Source organism: Streptomyces sp. NBC_00775, assembly GCF_036347135.1.
GTDB classification, from domain to species: domain Bacteria; phylum Actinomycetota; class Actinomycetes; order Streptomycetales; family Streptomycetaceae; genus Streptomyces; species Streptomyces lutosisoli.
In genome coordinates, this window is record NZ_CP108938.1 from 999748 (window position 1) to 1013812 (window position 14065).

A 14065-nucleotide genomic window follows, 5' to 3' on the forward strand; every position below is an offset into this window, starting at 1 on the left:
GCACGGTGGGCTACGAGACGCGCTGGCCCTTGCCCAGCGCGATCACCCCGCCCTTCGACACCGTGTAGAGGTCGGAGTCCCGCTCCGGATTGACGCCGATGGTCGCGCCCGGCGGCACCTCGACGTTCTTGTCGAGGACCGCGCCGCGCACCACCGCACCCCGGCCTATCTTGACGTTGTCGTGCAGGACCGAGCCCTGGACGACGGCTCCCGGGTCGACGACGACGCCCGGGGAGAGCACCGACCTCGTGACCTGCCCCCGTATCAGACAGCCCGCGCTGATGATGGACTCGCTGGCGATGCCACCGGCGTTGAATCTCGCCGGCGAGAGCTGCCCGGAGCTGGTGTAGACGGGCCAGCTGCGGTTGAAGAGATTGAAGGCGGGGCGTTCGGCGATCAGGTCCATGTGGGCGTCGTAGTACGCGTCGAGGGTGCCGACGTCCCGCCAGTAGCCCTGGTCGCGGGTGGTCTCGCCGGGTACGTGGTTGTCGCTGAAGTCGTACAGCTGCGCCTCGCCCCGGTCGGTGAGCATGGGAAGGATCGAACCGCCCATGTCGTGCACGGAGTGCCCGTCCTCGGCGTCCCGCTGGAGCGCTTCGACCAGGGTCTTGGTGGTGAAGATGTAGTTGCCCATCGAGGCGAAGACGCACTCGGGGTCGTCCGGCAGCCCGGGCGGATCGGCGGGCTTCTCCAGGAATCCCTGTACGGTCTGGCCGTCGGAGCCCGGGCTGATGACCCCGAAGGACGACGACTCGGCGCGCGGCACCCGTATCCCGGCGACCGTCACGCCCGCGCCGCCCTCGATGTGCTGGGCGAGCATCTGCCGCGGATCCATGCGGTAGACGTGGTCGGCGCCGAACACCGCGATGTAGTCGGGCCGTTCGTCGTGCACGAGGTTGAGGGACTGCAGGATCGCGTCCGCGCTGCCCAGATACCAGCGGGGGCCGAGCCGCTGCTGGGCCGGGACGGGAGTCACGTAGTTGCCGAGCAGGCTCGACATCCGCCAGGTCGTGGTCACATGCCGGTCCAGGGAGTGCGACTTGTACTGCGTCAGGACGCAGATGCGCAGGATGTCGGCATTGACGAGGTTGGAGAGCACGAAGTCGACGAGGCGGTACGTACCGCCGAAGGTGACCGCGGGTTTCGCGCGGTCCGCGGTGAGGGGCATCAGACGCTTGCCCTCTCCACCCGCAAGTACGATTCCCAGCACCGAAGGCCCACCGCGCCGCATACCGCCGCCCCTCTACGCCCGGTCGAGCCGCGCCCGCTGTACCGGGGCGGCCCCCTCGCTGAACTACGCCTGTCCGATGGTTACCCCGGTTTGAGGGCTTCCTCGTACAGCTGCACGGTCCGCCGGGCCACCGCGTCCCAGCCGAACTCCCGCACCGCGCGCTCCCGTCCGGCCTCGCCCATCCGCCGGGCGGTCCCCGGGTCGGCGAGCACGGAGTCGAGGGCGATCGCCAGACTCGCCTCGAAGTTGCCCTCGACGGGCACGAGGACACCCGTCACGCCGTCCTCGACCACCTCGGGAATCCCGCCGACCCGCGAGGCCACCACGGCCGTTCCGCAGGCCATCGCCTCCAGGTTGACGATGCCGAGCGGCTCGTACACCGAGGGGCAGACGAACACGGCGGCGTGGGTGAGGAGTTGGATGACGTCGGGGCGCGGCAGCATCTGCGGGATCCAGTGGACTCCCTCGCGTACGCGGCTCAGCTCCTGGAAGAGGTCGCGGAACTCCCGGTCGATCTCGGGAGTGTCGGGGGCACCCGCGCACAGCACCACCTGCACGGCCGGGTCGATGTCCCGTACCGCGCGCAGGAGGTGGGGCACGCCCTTCTGGCGGGTGATGCGGCCGACGAACAGGACGTAGGGGCGGCCGGTGTCGAGGCCGATGCGGTCGAGGACGTCCGTGCCGTGGTCCGGCTGGTACAGGGAGGTGTCGATGCCGTTGTGCACCACGCGCACCTTGGCCGGGTCCAGGGCCGGGTAGCAGCTGAGGATGTCCTCGCGCATGGCGCCGGAGACGGCGATCACGGCGTCCGCGGACTCGATGGCGGTGCGCTCGGCCCAGCTGGAGAGGGCGTAGCCGCCGCCGAGCTGCTCGGCCTTCCAGGGGCGCAGCGGCTCCAGCGAGTGGGCGGTCATGACGTGCGGGATGCCGTACAGGAGCTTGCCGAAGTGTCCGGCGAGGTTGGCGTACCAGGTGTGCGAGTGGACGAGCTCGCGGCCTTCGAGGGCGGCGGCGATGGAGAGGTCCACGGAGAAGGTGCGCAGGGCGTCGTTGGCGCCGTCGAGCGTGGGCCAGGGCCGGTGGCGTAAGACTCCGCCCGCGGCGCCCTCGCCCCAGCAGTGCACATCCAGGTCCGTGAGGCCGCGCAACTCGCGTGCGAGGAACTCGACATGGACGCCCGCACCGCCGTACACGTCCGGCGGGTACTCCCGGGTCAGCAGTCCCACGCGCACACAGAACCCCCCGTCATAGCGACTGGTGTCCCTCATGGTCACTCAGATGGGGCAGTTGGGGAAGAGCACACGGGGACCGCGGCCGTCAGGAACGGCGGGGCGCGGGCCGCGGCGGGCGGTCGAAGCAGCAGTCGCCGCACAGTCCGCCGCCGGGCAGGCGGTAGTAGAGACAGCAGCTGCGGCGGCGGAGTGTGCGGGGGTCGAGGGTGCGGGAGAGGTCGGGGTGCGTGAAGAGTGCGGAGGCGAGGCCGCGGGCCCGATCGCCCACCTCCGTACGGTTGTTGGCCCGCGCCCAGCGGTCGAGCTGGCGTACGGCGCCGGCCAGGGCGGAGCCCGCGTTGCCCCACAAAAGGCCTGGTGAGACGCGGTACCGGGAGTGCAGAGCCGCCGCCAGCGGGACGAGGTGACCGGCTCGTACGACCTCGTCGGCGGCCGTGACGGGCAGGGCGCGCACCTCGGACAGCCACAGATCGTCCGGAGTGCTGCCGTCCGGATCCCAGTGGAGCAGTTTCGGATCGAGGTCGGGCAGCCGGCCGTACAGTGCGGCGGCGCCGACCGCGATCGACCACAGCCGGGCCGCGAGGGCCTGGTGCGCGATCGAGGCCGCGATCCGCGATTCCGGCGCATGAATACTCTGCGTGACCTTGCGCACACGAAAAGTTAGCGGATCCGCGTAAACATCATCGCGGGCGTCAACCTGTGGCGAACCGTACGCCTGCGCGAGGGTCGGCAGCGGGCCGCGCGGCGGTACGCCGGTGCGTAGTACGAAGAATCCGCCGAGCGCGTCGAGCGCCGCGAGTTCGGGGTCGAGGTCCACGAAGAGCAGTAGTACCAAGCCCCCTAGGGGATTCCACCAGCGGGTCGGAGCTCCGTGTAACCCACCCTGGGGAGGACAGTGGGCGATTCGTACTCCATCGGCAGTAGGACCCAATGCCTGCTCAGGTACGACGACGAGAACTAAATCGCGGGGCAGAGTTGTTTGCATGGAAGCCGACCGTTCGCCGCGCCGGGCCGATGGCCCGCGCCGTACGCAGAGGAGGGACTCATGAGCGCCCTCGCTTTGTCCGTGTTGCTCTCGTTCGTTTCCGCCGTGGCGTACGCGGGCGGAGCGATCGTTCAGGAGCAGGTCGCCCTGACCTCCCCCGGCCAGGCCTACGCACCGCTGCGCAGGCCGGGCTGGTGGGCAGCCGTGGGGTTGACCGGGCTCGGCGGGTCGCTGCACGTGGTGGCCCTCGCCTACGGCCCGCTGAGCCTCGTACAGCCGCTCGGCGCGCTGACCATAGTCTTCGCCCTTCCCATGGCGGCCCTGTTCGTCGGCCGCAAGGCCGGGGCGACCGCCTGGCGCGGCGCGATCATGGCCACGGTGGGCCTCGCGGGCCTGCTGTCGCTGGTCGGCGCCTCCGACGCGCAGTCCCTGAGCGACGCCCAGCGGGTGGCGCTGGCCGTGGTGGCCGGCGGCTCGGTGGCGGCCCTGATGGTGGCGGGCCGCGCCGCGCACCGGCACCCGGCCGTGCGCAGTGTGCTCCTCGCGGTCGCGGCGGGCATCGCCTTCAGCATGTCCTCGGTGTTCACGAAGACGGTCGCGGTGGACTGGTCGCAGCAGGTCTCGCTCTCCGACCTGTCCAGCCTCGCCGTGATCGCTGTCTTCGCGACGGCCGGCATGCTGCTCTCGCAGGCCTCCTACCGGGGCGCCGGTCTGGCGGCGCCGCTGGCCACGCTGACGGTCGTGAACCCCGTCGTGGCGGCCGCCGTAGGCATCACGATGTTCGGCGAAACCTTCCGCTACGGCACGACCGGCACCGTTCTCGCACTGGGCTGCGGAGTCGTCGCGGCGGGCGGTCTGATCCTGCTGACGACGGAGCGGATCAGCGGCACGCGGCCGGCGACCGCACCCGCCGCGCTCGCGGTCGAGTCGGACCCCGACGATCTCGTCGGCGAACCGGCTCCTGTCGCCGTCGCATCGGCTCCGGTGGCCGAAGCGGCCGGTCCGGGCCCGCTGCCCGGCACGGTCGAGTCGGACCTGGCCGCGCTCACGGCCGCCGAGGCGGAGCTGCTCGCGGGGCTCCCCGGGCAGCCCGTCGGCAACGACATCTTCGTACCGGCTCCGACGAGGGTGCCGGCGGTGGAGGGCGCGTCGCGGGACACGGTGGCGGAGGACGAGCTGCCGTACTACACCGCCCTGTACGGCGGGCCCTATCTACCGGTGCCGTTCGTCAGCCACCACCGCACGCGCGTCAAATCCTGACCCCGCCCGCCCTCAGGTAGGCCACCGGGTCGATGTCGGTTCCGAAGCCGGGCCCCGTCCGCACCTCGAAGTGCAGATGGGGCCCTGTGCTGTTGCCCGTGGACCCCGAGCGGCCGATGCGCTGGCCGCCCACCACGCTCTGCCCGGCCTTCACGGAGATCGCGGACAGATGGCCGTACTGCGTGTAGCGGCCGTCGGCGTGCCGGATCACCACCTGGTAGCCGAAGGAGCCGCCCCAGCCCGCGCTCACGACATGACCGGCCGCGACCGCCTTCACGGACGTGCCGGTGGGCACCGGGAAGTCGACACCCGTGTGGTAGCCCTTCGACCAGGACGAACCGGCGGCACGGTAGGGCGTGCCGGTCGCGGCGTTCACGGGGGCGACGAAGGACGGGGCCTTCTTGGTCTTCTCCGAGGAGGTCTTGTCGGCCGAGGACTTCTTCGTCGACGTCGGCGCACTCTGGGTGTGCACGGGCGCCTGGGCCTTGCCGCGCAGGTTCAGCCGCTGCCCCGGCAGGATCAGGTCCGGGTCGGAGCCCACGGTCGTGCGGTTCGCGGCGTACAAGCGCTCCCAGCCGCCCTGGACGTGCCGGGAGTCGGCGATGCCGGAGAGCGTGTCGCCGTGGACGACGGTGTACATCTCGGCGGTGCCCGCCTGCGACTGGGGCGTGGTCTGCGGCTTCACGTCCCGTACGGAGCGCTGTGTCGTCTGGGGCGAGGTGCCGGACGGGCTGATGTCGGGGGTGTCGCCGCCTCTGGTCAGTCCGGCACGCACCGAGCACACCGGCCAGGCGCCGGGCCCCTGGCCCTTCAGCACCTTCTCGGCGATGGCGATCTGCTGGTCCTTGGTGGCCTGATTCGCGTGCTGGGCGTAGACCTTGCCGCCGTACGCCTCCCAGGTGGACTGGGTGAACTGCAGCCCGCCGTAGTAGCCATTGCCCGTGTTGATGCTCCAGTTGCCGCTGGACTCACAGGCGGCGACCTTGTTCCAGGTGCCGACATCGGCCGCGTGGGCGACACCGGCGCTGACGAGCGGGAGCGCGATGCCCGCGCCGCCCGCCGTGACGGTGAGCGAGGCGCGGTTGATCCTGTTGGGCTGGTACCGGCGGTGCCGACCGCGTACGGCCATGAGCGAGCCCCCCTCGACATGCGTCAGGAGCGGCAAAAGTAAGCGCTGCGAACAGGCCATGACAAGAGAGCAATCGGTCATGCTGTGCCCCTCCCGTGACCTACGAGGCGGCCGCCTCCCGCTGCCGTCGCGTCACCTCGTCACGGATCCCCTCCGCGTCCTCGACCGTGCTGTGGTACGTCAGTCGGGGCTCGTCCCCGTGCGCCACGGTGACCGTGATGGCGCGTTCGGCGAGGAGCGTGGCGGGCAGGACCGCGCGGGACAGGGCGCGGGAGAGCACCCCTCTCAGCTGTGCCTCGGGGGCGTCGCCGCGGGCGGTGAGGCGGATGGCCAGGTTGTGGAAGCTGCTGGAGATCTCGCGGTGGACGTTGAGCATGCCCCGGGTGTCGATCCGGCCGTCGGCGCGCAGGACCGGGTCGTGGAGTTCCGTGCCGTCGGCGGCGGCCTCTTCCTCAAGGAGCGCGGCCAGCTCGCCGCAGAGCGCGGAGAGCAGGATCTCCTGGGAGTTGGGGCCCTTGTCGATGCCCACCAGCTGCTTGGGCTGGTCCGCGATCAGGGGCGCGGACCGCCTGCGTACGCCGTTCACGGTGAGCGCCGTGCGGTAGACCGCCTCGGAGCCGTTCTCCCAGACGACGTCGGCCTCCACCGGGCAGACGGCGGCCGTCTCCGCCGCCGCGGGAGTCCAGGGGACCGAGACGTCGACGGTGGTGCCGTCGCCGCGTTCCACACGCGCGCTGACGGTGATCGGTGACGCGTCCAGGAACACCCGGTGGTTGGGGCTGAAGGCGGTGACGAGCCGGTTGATCGAGGTGACCGTGTCGGTGGACGTGTCGCCGTCGAGCGCGCAGTGCCACGCGAGGCGGCTCAGGGGTGCGCCCGCGGCCGGCTTCCCGTCCGCGTCGAGCGCGAGGTCGGCCCGTACGGTGACGCGCAGCGCGCCGAGGGTGACTCCGCGGGCCGTGTAGCCGTTGACCTTGGTCATCAGCACGCAGGCGCCGAGTGCCGCGAGCGCGGACTCGTACGGTGTGGGGATGCCATCGGCGTCCGAGCCGTGTGGCGTGCAATCGCCGGCGGCTTCGACGGTGAACGACCGTTGTTTCAGGCGGAAGTCGCGGGCGACCCGGATCGTGCCGGCGCGCAGGGTCTGTGCCCTGGCCCGGAAGACGCCGTGGTCGTCGGTGCGGGCGCTCGCGGCGACGGCGAAGTCGGCGATCGCCTCCTCGGGGTGCTCGCGGAGCTCGTGGACGGTCTCCGAGACTCCGGTGATGTTCAGTCCGTTGCGCATGCCTGCGGGCCCTTCGTCACAGTCCTGAGAGTGCTTGGTCGAGGTCCGCCAGCAGGTCGTCGGGGTCCTCGATACCGGCGGAGAAGCGGACCAGGCCGGGTTCGATGCCCACTTCACGCCGCTGGCGCGCGGTCAGAAAGCTGTGGGAGGTGTTGAACGGCAGGCTCACCAGTGACTCCACACCGCCGAGGCTGGTGGCCACGACGGGAAGCTCCAGCCGGTCGAGCAGTTTCAGGGCCGCCTCGTCGCCGCCGTGCAGCTCGAACGCGACCATGCCGCCCCAGCCGTCGGGACAGATGTCGTGCAGCCAGCGGTAGGGGTACTCGGGGCGCGACGGATGGTGGACGGCCCGGATCGCGGGGTGCTCGGCGAGGAACGCGGCGAGCGTCGTGGAGTTCTCGCTGTGGCGGCGCATCCGCAGGGCCAGGGTCTTCAGTCCCCGCTCCAGCAGGAAGCACATCATGGCGTCCAGGGAGCCGCCGAACTTCAGGAGCTGCGACCAGGTCCGGTCCACGTACTTGCGCGATCCCGCGACGACGCCCGCCGTCACGTCGCTGTGCCCGTTGAGGTACTTGGTGGCGCTGTGGATCACCAGGTGCGCGCCGTGTTCCAGCGGTCGCAGGTGGACGGGCGACAGGAAGGTGTTGTCGACGACGAGCAGCAGGCCGCGCTCGCGGGCCAGCTCCCCCAGTTCCACCAGGGGCACGGCCTTGAGGAGCGGGTTGGTGAGCGTCTCGAAGAACAGCACCTGTGTGTCGTCGCGCACCGCGGCCCGGATGGCGGCCATGTCGGTGGGGTCGGTGAAGGTCACGGACCTGCCGAGCTGGTGCATATCCTCGCGCAGCAGATTGAAGGTGCCGCCGTACACGTCCCGTGAACTGACGATGTGGCCACCGCGGTTGGTGAGCGCGAGCAGGGTCGTGGTGATCGCGGCCATGCCCGAGGAGAACATCAGGGCGCTCTCCGCGTTCTCCAGCGAGGCGATCTTCTCCTGGACCGACCACTGGTTGGGGCTGCCGTACCGGCCGTAGATCGGCACGTCGCGGATGTGCCCCTGGTCGAACGCCTGGTAGGTGTCCTCGGTGAAGGTGAACGTGGTGCTCTGGAACACCGGGGTGCCCACCGCCCCGGTGATCGGGTCCTCGTAGGTGCCCGCGTGCACACTGCGGGTGCTGGGCCCGGTGCCGTCCACCACCCGCTGCTGGGGCAGTCGCGGGCCGGGGACCCGGCCGCGCTGAAGACTGTCCGTCCAGGGCCGGTTCTCCCCCGCGCCCGGGGCGTTCCCCTGGGACCTCGCCATGGTGTCAGTCCTTCCGTTCGGTGGGTACGGCCCGCGGCACCTGGTGCTCACGTACGTCACGTGCGGCCAGCGGGGCGAGCGCGATCGCCAGATGGGAGAGGCCCACGGCGAGCAGCGTGCGCCGGATCCCCAGCACGGCGGCCGCCGGCCCGGCCAGGGTCATGCCGAAGGGCTGTGCGGCGTAGGAGCCGAGCCATTCGTACGCGCTGACCTTCGACAGCGCGGTGGACGGCACCTCCTGCTGGAGCACCGTCTCCCACAAGGGGTTGAAGACCATCAGGCCGATGCCGCCCAGGAACGCGGCGACGGCGACGGGCACCGCGGACGACGACTGCGACATCACGAGTGCGGGAGTCGCGAACAGCGACACCGCCAGTACGGCGAATCTGAGCGGCCGTCGCGGTCGCAGCGCCAGGGTGATCGCCCCGCCGCTCACCGCACCGGCTCCGAAGGCCGTCAGGATCGCGCCCCAGGCGCCGGGGCCGCCGAGTTCACGCTCGCTCAGGGCCGGTCCCAGGACCATGAAGACGGCGTAGCAGGCGTTCGTCAGCGAGGCCGCCGAGATCAGACTCCACACCCAGGTCCGGGAGGTGAACTCCCGCCAGCCCGCCCGGAGATCACCCACCAGGTCCCTGGCCGCCGGTCCGCCGACGCGCTCCGTACGGCTCAGCCGCAGCCGGCTGAGGCAGACCGCGCTCACCACGAAGGTGAGGGCGTCGGCGCCGACGGCCCAGCCCGGACCGACGGTCACGACCAGCAGGGTCGCGGCCGACGGGCCCGCGATCATCGCGGCCGACTGGGCCATGCCGCGCAGCGCGTTGGCGGGCTGGAGCTGCCCGGACGGCACGGTCTGCTGGATGAGGCCGGAGACGGCCGGGGTGAACAGCGCGCTCGCGGTGCCGTGCACGGCCTGCAAGGCCATCAGCTGCCAGATCTCGGCGTGCCCGGACAGCACCAGCGCGGCGGTGACCGCCTGTGTCACCGCACGGGCCGCATCGGCGCCGATCATCACCAGATGCCGGGGCAGCCGGTCGGCGAGCACTCCGCCGACCAGCATGAACAACACGATGGGCACCGTGCGGGCGGCGAGCACCAGACCGATGTCGCCGACCGAGCCGGTGAGGTCGAGCACCGCGAACGCGAGCGCCGGTCCGACCACGTAGTCGCCGAACGCGGAGGTGAACTGCCCGAGGAAGAACCAGCGGTAGGGCGCGATCCGCAGGACCGACAGCCGGGAGGCCGCTACCGCCGGGGTGTCCGCGCCGCCTGGGGTGACCGCGTCGCCGGCCGGGCCGCCCGGTCCGGCTCGTCCATCTGGTTCAGTACGTGCCATGTGCTGTCGGGCCGTTTCTGCTCGCGGGCGGTGACATGGTCGATCTGCGGCATCAGCGCGCAGACGTGCGGGGGCAGCAGGTGAACCGGCCCGGACCCCGGGCGCGGCATCCGCTCGCCGGGGGTCTGCCACGGGTAGGGATACGCGTCGAGCTGGGCGTCGCCGGCACCCGGTTCGGCGGTCACCGACACGGCCACGTCATCGGGCGCGCACACGCCGATCGCGGCCATCCCGGCGTCCTGCAGGGCGTAGGCCCCGGAGCACACCTCGGTCACCCCCTCCACCGCCATGGCGCCTTCCGCCGTGGGGGTGCCGCCGACGGCGACCGTCCGGAAGGCGATCCCGTGGGCCCGCAGCAGTCCCGCGCTGCGTACGGCGTACTCGGCGGCTGCCCGGCCGACGGCCTCGCGGTCCGGCGCGGACTCGGCGGTGGTGAGGGCCTGGTATCCGGTGATGCCGTCGAGGCTCAGGGAGCGTGCGGCGGCAGCCGCACGGGCCAGGTCGAGCAGGGTGTCGTCGGGCGTGGCGGTGATGTCGTCGCCGGTGCCCAGCTGTACGCGGATCCCCACGACGCTGTCGGCCGATGCCGCGGCGGCGGACAGCCCGGCGACGGACTCGAGGCTGTCGACGTGGACCGCGACCCGGCAGTCACGTGCCAGCTCCGCGATGAGCCGCCACCGCCAGGGATCGCGCCAGGGGTGCGCGATCACCACGTCGGTGATCCCGGCGGCGACATAGCTCCGGGCCTGGGCGACCTGGTTCACCGCGATGCCCCGGGCGCCCGCCCGCAGTTGACGCCGGGCGATCTCCACGGTGCGGTGGGCCTTCACATGGGCCCGTACGGCCGGACCGTGCGCGGCGGCGAGGGCGTGGAAGCGGGTGAGGTTGCGCTCCAGGCGGTCGACATCGACGTACGCCGTCAACAGGGGACGGCTCGGGCGCCCCGCGTCATCACTCACGCGTCGCGTCCGTCCCACGCGTCCCCGGCGAAGGAGAAGTCGGCGGTGCCGCCCGCCAGCATGGCCCGTTGCCGGGCGACTTCGTCCTCGGCGGGGATACCGACGCCGTTCAGACCGAGCAGGATCTCCTTGGTCCAGTCGAGACCGAGGGCGTCCTCGATCTCGGCGTCGCGGGTCGCCGCGGTGAAGAGCATGCCGAGACCGAGGGCGGTGCCGACCAGATACGCGGTCTGGCTGAAGTGGCCGAGCTCCATGAAGAGGGTGCGGTAGACGCGTCCCGTCCGGTACTTCCACGCCGTGCGCTCCAGCACCGCCGTATAGAGCAGGAGCACGCCGGTGTCACCCAGATAGGTCTGGTCACCGCACCAGTGGGTGATCCGCTCGCGGTCGAGGGGGCCCGGCCGCAGGGCTTCCAGGGCGTGCGCGCCGGAGTGGTAGTGGTAGATCCCCGGGGCGACGCCCGTGACGTTCAGGACGACGGGGTAGATCTCCAGGGCGTGCAGGGCGCCCGGAGAGGGGCTGGCCTTCAGCACGGCGGGCCGCAGCCCCTCGGGCCGCACTTCGTGCAGTGGGCCACCGACCCAACGCAGTAGGGCAGCGAGCTGGCCCTCCGACAGCGGCTTGCCGGCGTCGAATTTCCGTGTCGAACGCCGGGCGCGCAGCACCTGCGCCAGATCCGACCGCGCGAGCGGACTGTCGTCGCCACGGGACAGCGGAATTCGCTCGGCGTCCGGATATTCCTTGAGTCCCGAAGGCTGCGGGCGATTTGGCAGGTTTTCCACGAGCCAGGCGGTGTCCTCGGCCGCGGACGTGAATTTCTCGTCGCTCGGATTGCGGCTCGCCAGGTGGTAATACGTGGCGGCGGTGCCCCATTGCGCCCACGGGCCCCGGGCCTCCTCGAAGCGGTGCTCCGCGGAGCCCTGCTCGACCAGGACGTGCGCGGCGAGCAGCTGCCCGATCAGGCGGGACTCCGCGTCCTCGGCCCGCTCGACGTCCATCCAGTCCGCGAACCGGTGCAGCAGCCGCTGGGCACCTGAACTCAGTGCCATCTGGCGGCGCCGCACCGGGTCGTCGCAGACCAACTGCCCGTCGCGCCAGGTGAAGACGCACAGGCGTGATATGCGCAGTCGCACCGTGCAGTCTCAGGCCGCCGTCGGAAGCTGACAGGTCTGGGCGACCGCGTACTCGTCCTCGACCAAGCTGTCGAAGGCGGATTCCTCGAATTCCATTTCCATTCCCTCGGACATGGGGACTCCATTTCTTCGAGAAGTCTTAATTCTGGCGCGGCTGACCGTAGTTCAACGCTCTATGAAGCGTCCAGAGCGGTCGGGTGATATCCCGCCAGCTGGGCGGCAGACGAATTGCGCCGATTCCTGCACCGGCAGGCCGCCGCACCGTGCCGCCACACCTGATACGCGCATGACAGAAGCCGCGGCGACGGCGGCACCGGCAGGCGCCCGGCAGCGGACCGGCAGCAAGGGCGTGACTGAAAATCACCCCTGTCCCGCGACGTCGGCCGATGAGGCACCGAGGGGTTCTTCTGCGTACACCTCCCCGACGCGTCAGGATGGCCGGGGGCAATACTGACGAGCAGGACCAGCAGTACGGACGAGCACGACCGGCATCACCGATACCAGGACCTCTTACCAGGACCTCTTAGGAGCCAACCGTATGAGCACTACAGCCCAGATCGGCGTCACGGGACTCGCGGTCATGGGGCGCAATCTCGCCCGCAACTTCGCACGCAACGGCTATACGGTCGCCGTGCACAACCGCACCGTGGCGAAGACGAACGCGCTGGTGGAGGAGTTCGGCCACGAGGGCGAGTTCGTGGCGGCGGAGACCGCGAAGGAGTTCGTGGCGGCCCTGGAGCGGCCGCGGCGCCTGGTGATCATGGTGAAGGCGGGCGAGCCGACCGACGCGGTGATCCAGGAGTTCGCCCCGCTCCTGGAGCCCGGCGACATGATCATCGACGGCGGCAACGCGCACTTCGCGGACACCCGGCGCCGGGAGCGCGCACTGCGCGACCAGGGCATCCACTTCGTCGGCACAGGCGTCTCCGGCGGTGAGGAGGGCGCGCTGAACGGGCCGAGCATCATGCCGGGCGGCTCGCCGGAGTCGTACCAGTCGCTCGGTCCGATGCTGGAGAAGATCTCCGCGAAGGCGGCGGACGGCGCGCCGTGCGTGACGCATGTGGGTCCCGACGGCGCCGGGCACTTCGTGAAGATGGTCCACAACGGCATCGAGTACGCCGACATGCAGCTGATCGGCGAGGCGTACCAGCTGCTGCGTGATGTCGCCGGGTACTCCCCCGCGCAGATCGCCGACATCTTCCGCACCTGGAACACCGGCCGGCTCGACTCGTACCTGATCGAGATCACGGCCGAGGTCCTGTCCCACGTGGACGCGGCGACGGGCAAGCCGTTCGTGGACGTGGTGGTGGACGAGGCGGAGCAGAAGGGCACGGGCCGCTGGACGGTCCAGATCGCCCTCGACCTCGGTGTCCCGGTCTCCGGTATCGCGGAGGCGGTCTTCGCCCGCTCCCTGTCCGGCCACGCGGCGCTGCGCGAGGCCTCGCGCGGGCTGGCCGGGCCGAAGGCGTCACCGCTCGGCGAGTCCGAGGCGGCGGCGTTCGCGGACCGGGTGGAGCAGGCGCTGTACGCGTCGAAGATCGTCTCGTACACGCAGGGCTTCCACGAGATCACCGCGGGCAGCGACGAGTACGACTGGAACATCGACCTCGGCTCCGTCGCCACCATCTGGCGCGGCGGTTGCATCATCCGGGCGGCCTTCCTCGACCGCATCCGCGCCGCCTACGACGCCCGGCCCGACCTGCCGAGCCTGCTGTCCGACGACACGTTCGCGCAGGAGATCGCGGCCGCGCAGGACGACTGGCGCGAAGTTCTGGTGGCCGCCACCCGGCAGGGCGTCCCCACCCCCGGCTTCGCCGCGGCGCTCGCCTACTACGACGCCCTGCGCGCCGAGCGCCTGCCCGCCGCACTCACCCAGGGGCAGCGGGACTTCTTCGGGGCGCACACATACCGGCGTACGGACCGGGAGGGGTCGTTCCACACGCTGTGGGGCGGGGACCGCTCGGAAGTGTCCTCCTAGCAGCCAGCGGGGCCGATGGGCGACCCGGTGCGGTCACCCGTCGGCCCCCATGGGGCGGATGCGTCCTCCGTCGGATGCCCCCGTGAGTGTGCGCTCAGGAGCGTGAATGGCCGCTCAGGAGTAGGGCGACGGCTCCGGAACCGGGTCGGGGCCCGGCGGCTTCGGGATCGGAGACGGAGGCGGAGACGGGACAGGCTCCGGGGAGGGACCCGGGTTCGGGCTCGGGTCCGGGAACGGCGG

General features: G+C 71.2%; 11 protein-coding genes. 2 read left to right on the forward strand and 9 right to left on the reverse strand.

What is annotated here, in order from left to right; all coding sequences use genetic code 11:
* Nucleotides 1-10: 10 nt before the first annotated feature.
* The 3 genes from glgC to OIC96_RS04705 all read right to left on the reverse strand — a co-directional run bounded on the left by glgC (nucleotide 11) and on the right by OIC96_RS04705 (nucleotide 3298).
* Nucleotides 11-1231 carry a glucose-1-phosphate adenylyltransferase gene (gene glgC / locus OIC96_RS04695; protein WP_330309142.1) on the reverse strand — a complete coding sequence of 407 codons (1221 nt, stop codon included), beginning with the start codon at nucleotides 1229-1231 and terminating at the stop codon, nucleotides 11-13.
* Between the two features lie 80 nt (nucleotides 1232-1311).
* On the reverse strand, nucleotides 1312-2463 hold the full coding sequence (gene glgA, locus OIC96_RS04700; RefSeq protein ID WP_330310386.1) for a glycogen synthase: 1152 nt from the start codon (nucleotides 2461-2463) through the stop codon (nucleotides 1312-1314).
* Nucleotides 2464-2548: 85 nt separating this feature from the next.
* A complete protein-coding gene (locus OIC96_RS04705) occupies nucleotides 2549-3298 on the reverse strand; it encodes a (2Fe-2S)-binding protein (RefSeq protein ID WP_330309141.1) in 750 nt (249 codons plus the stop codon).
* Between the two features lie 210 nt (nucleotides 3299-3508).
* Here OIC96_RS04705 and OIC96_RS04710 point away from each other — a divergent pair, with 210 nt between their 5' ends.
* Nucleotides 3509-4708 carry a DMT family transporter gene (locus OIC96_RS04710; protein ID WP_330309140.1) on the forward strand — a complete coding sequence of 400 codons (1200 nt, stop codon included), beginning with the start codon at nucleotides 3509-3511 and terminating at the stop codon, nucleotides 4706-4708.
* Here OIC96_RS04710 and OIC96_RS04715 read toward each other — a convergent pair.
* From OIC96_RS04715 to OIC96_RS04740, 6 genes are all read right to left on the reverse strand, one after another.
* On the reverse strand, nucleotides 4698-5837 hold the full coding sequence (locus tag OIC96_RS04715) for a transglycosylase family protein (protein ID WP_330309139.1): 1140 nt from the start codon (nucleotides 5835-5837) through the stop codon (nucleotides 4698-4700). The two genes, OIC96_RS04710 and OIC96_RS04715, sit on opposite strands and share 11 nt — an antisense overlap.
* A gap of 100 nt (nucleotides 5838-5937) precedes the next feature.
* Complete coding sequence (locus OIC96_RS04720; protein ID WP_330309138.1) at nucleotides 5938-7122, reverse strand: OsmC family protein; 1185 nt, start codon at nucleotides 7120-7122, stop codon at nucleotides 5938-5940.
* Between the two features lie 16 nt (nucleotides 7123-7138).
* Nucleotides 7139-8422, reverse strand: a complete 1284-nt coding sequence (locus tag OIC96_RS04725; protein WP_330309137.1) for a trans-sulfuration enzyme family protein — start codon at nucleotides 8420-8422, stop codon at nucleotides 7139-7141.
* Nucleotides 8423-8426: 4 nt separating this feature from the next.
* Nucleotides 8427-9755 (reverse strand): MFS transporter, encoded by a 1329-nt coding sequence (locus OIC96_RS04730; protein WP_330309136.1) that lies wholly within the window; start codon nucleotides 9753-9755, stop codon nucleotides 8427-8429.
* Nucleotides 9665-10714 carry an alanine racemase gene (locus OIC96_RS04735; protein WP_330309135.1) on the reverse strand — a complete coding sequence of 350 codons (1050 nt, stop codon included), beginning with the start codon at nucleotides 10712-10714 and terminating at the stop codon, nucleotides 9665-9667. Before OIC96_RS04735 ends, OIC96_RS04730 begins: the two co-directional genes overlap by 91 nt.
* The gene (locus tag OIC96_RS04740; protein WP_330309134.1) at nucleotides 10711-11847 is read right to left on the reverse strand and encodes a SagB/ThcOx family dehydrogenase; all 1137 of its coding nucleotides are present in this window, start codon (nucleotides 11845-11847) and stop codon (nucleotides 10711-10713) included. Before OIC96_RS04740 ends, OIC96_RS04735 begins: the two co-directional genes overlap by 4 nt.
* 538 nt (nucleotides 11848-12385) lie before the next feature.
* On the opposite strand from OIC96_RS04740, the gene gndA reads away from it, so the two are divergent.
* Nucleotides 12386-13825, forward strand: coding sequence for an NADP-dependent phosphogluconate dehydrogenase (gndA, locus tag OIC96_RS04745; RefSeq protein ID WP_330309133.1), 1440 nt, complete (start codon nucleotides 12386-12388; stop codon nucleotides 13823-13825).
* Nucleotides 13826-14065 lie beyond the last annotated feature (240 nt).

What these genes read in the sequence shown, in the direction of transcription:
- OIC96_RS04730 (WP_330309136.1), bottom strand. Translation starts at nt 9,755, where the DNA reads ATGGCACGTACTGAACCAGATGGACGAGCCGGACCGGGCGGCCCGGCC.
- gndA (WP_330309133.1), top strand. Translation starts at nt 12,386, where the DNA reads ATGAGCACTACAGCCCAGATCGGCGTCACGGGACTCGCGGTCATGGGG.
- OIC96_RS04725 (WP_330309137.1), bottom strand. Translation starts at nt 8,422, where the DNA reads ATGGCGAGGTCCCAGGGGAACGCCCCGGGCGCGGGGGAGAACCGGCCC.
- OIC96_RS04715 (WP_330309139.1), bottom strand. Translation starts at nt 5,837, where the DNA reads ATGGCCGTACGCGGTCGGCACCGCCGGTACCAGCCCAACAGGATCAAC.
- glgC (WP_330309142.1), bottom strand. Translation starts at nt 1,231, where the DNA reads ATGCGGCGCGGTGGGCCTTCGGTGCTGGGAATCGTACTTGCGGGTGGA.
- OIC96_RS04710 (WP_330309140.1), top strand. Translation starts at nt 3,509, where the DNA reads ATGAGCGCCCTCGCTTTGTCCGTGTTGCTCTCGTTCGTTTCCGCCGTG.
- OIC96_RS04720 (WP_330309138.1), bottom strand. Translation starts at nt 7,122, where the DNA reads ATGCGCAACGGACTGAACATCACCGGAGTCTCGGAGACCGTCCACGAG.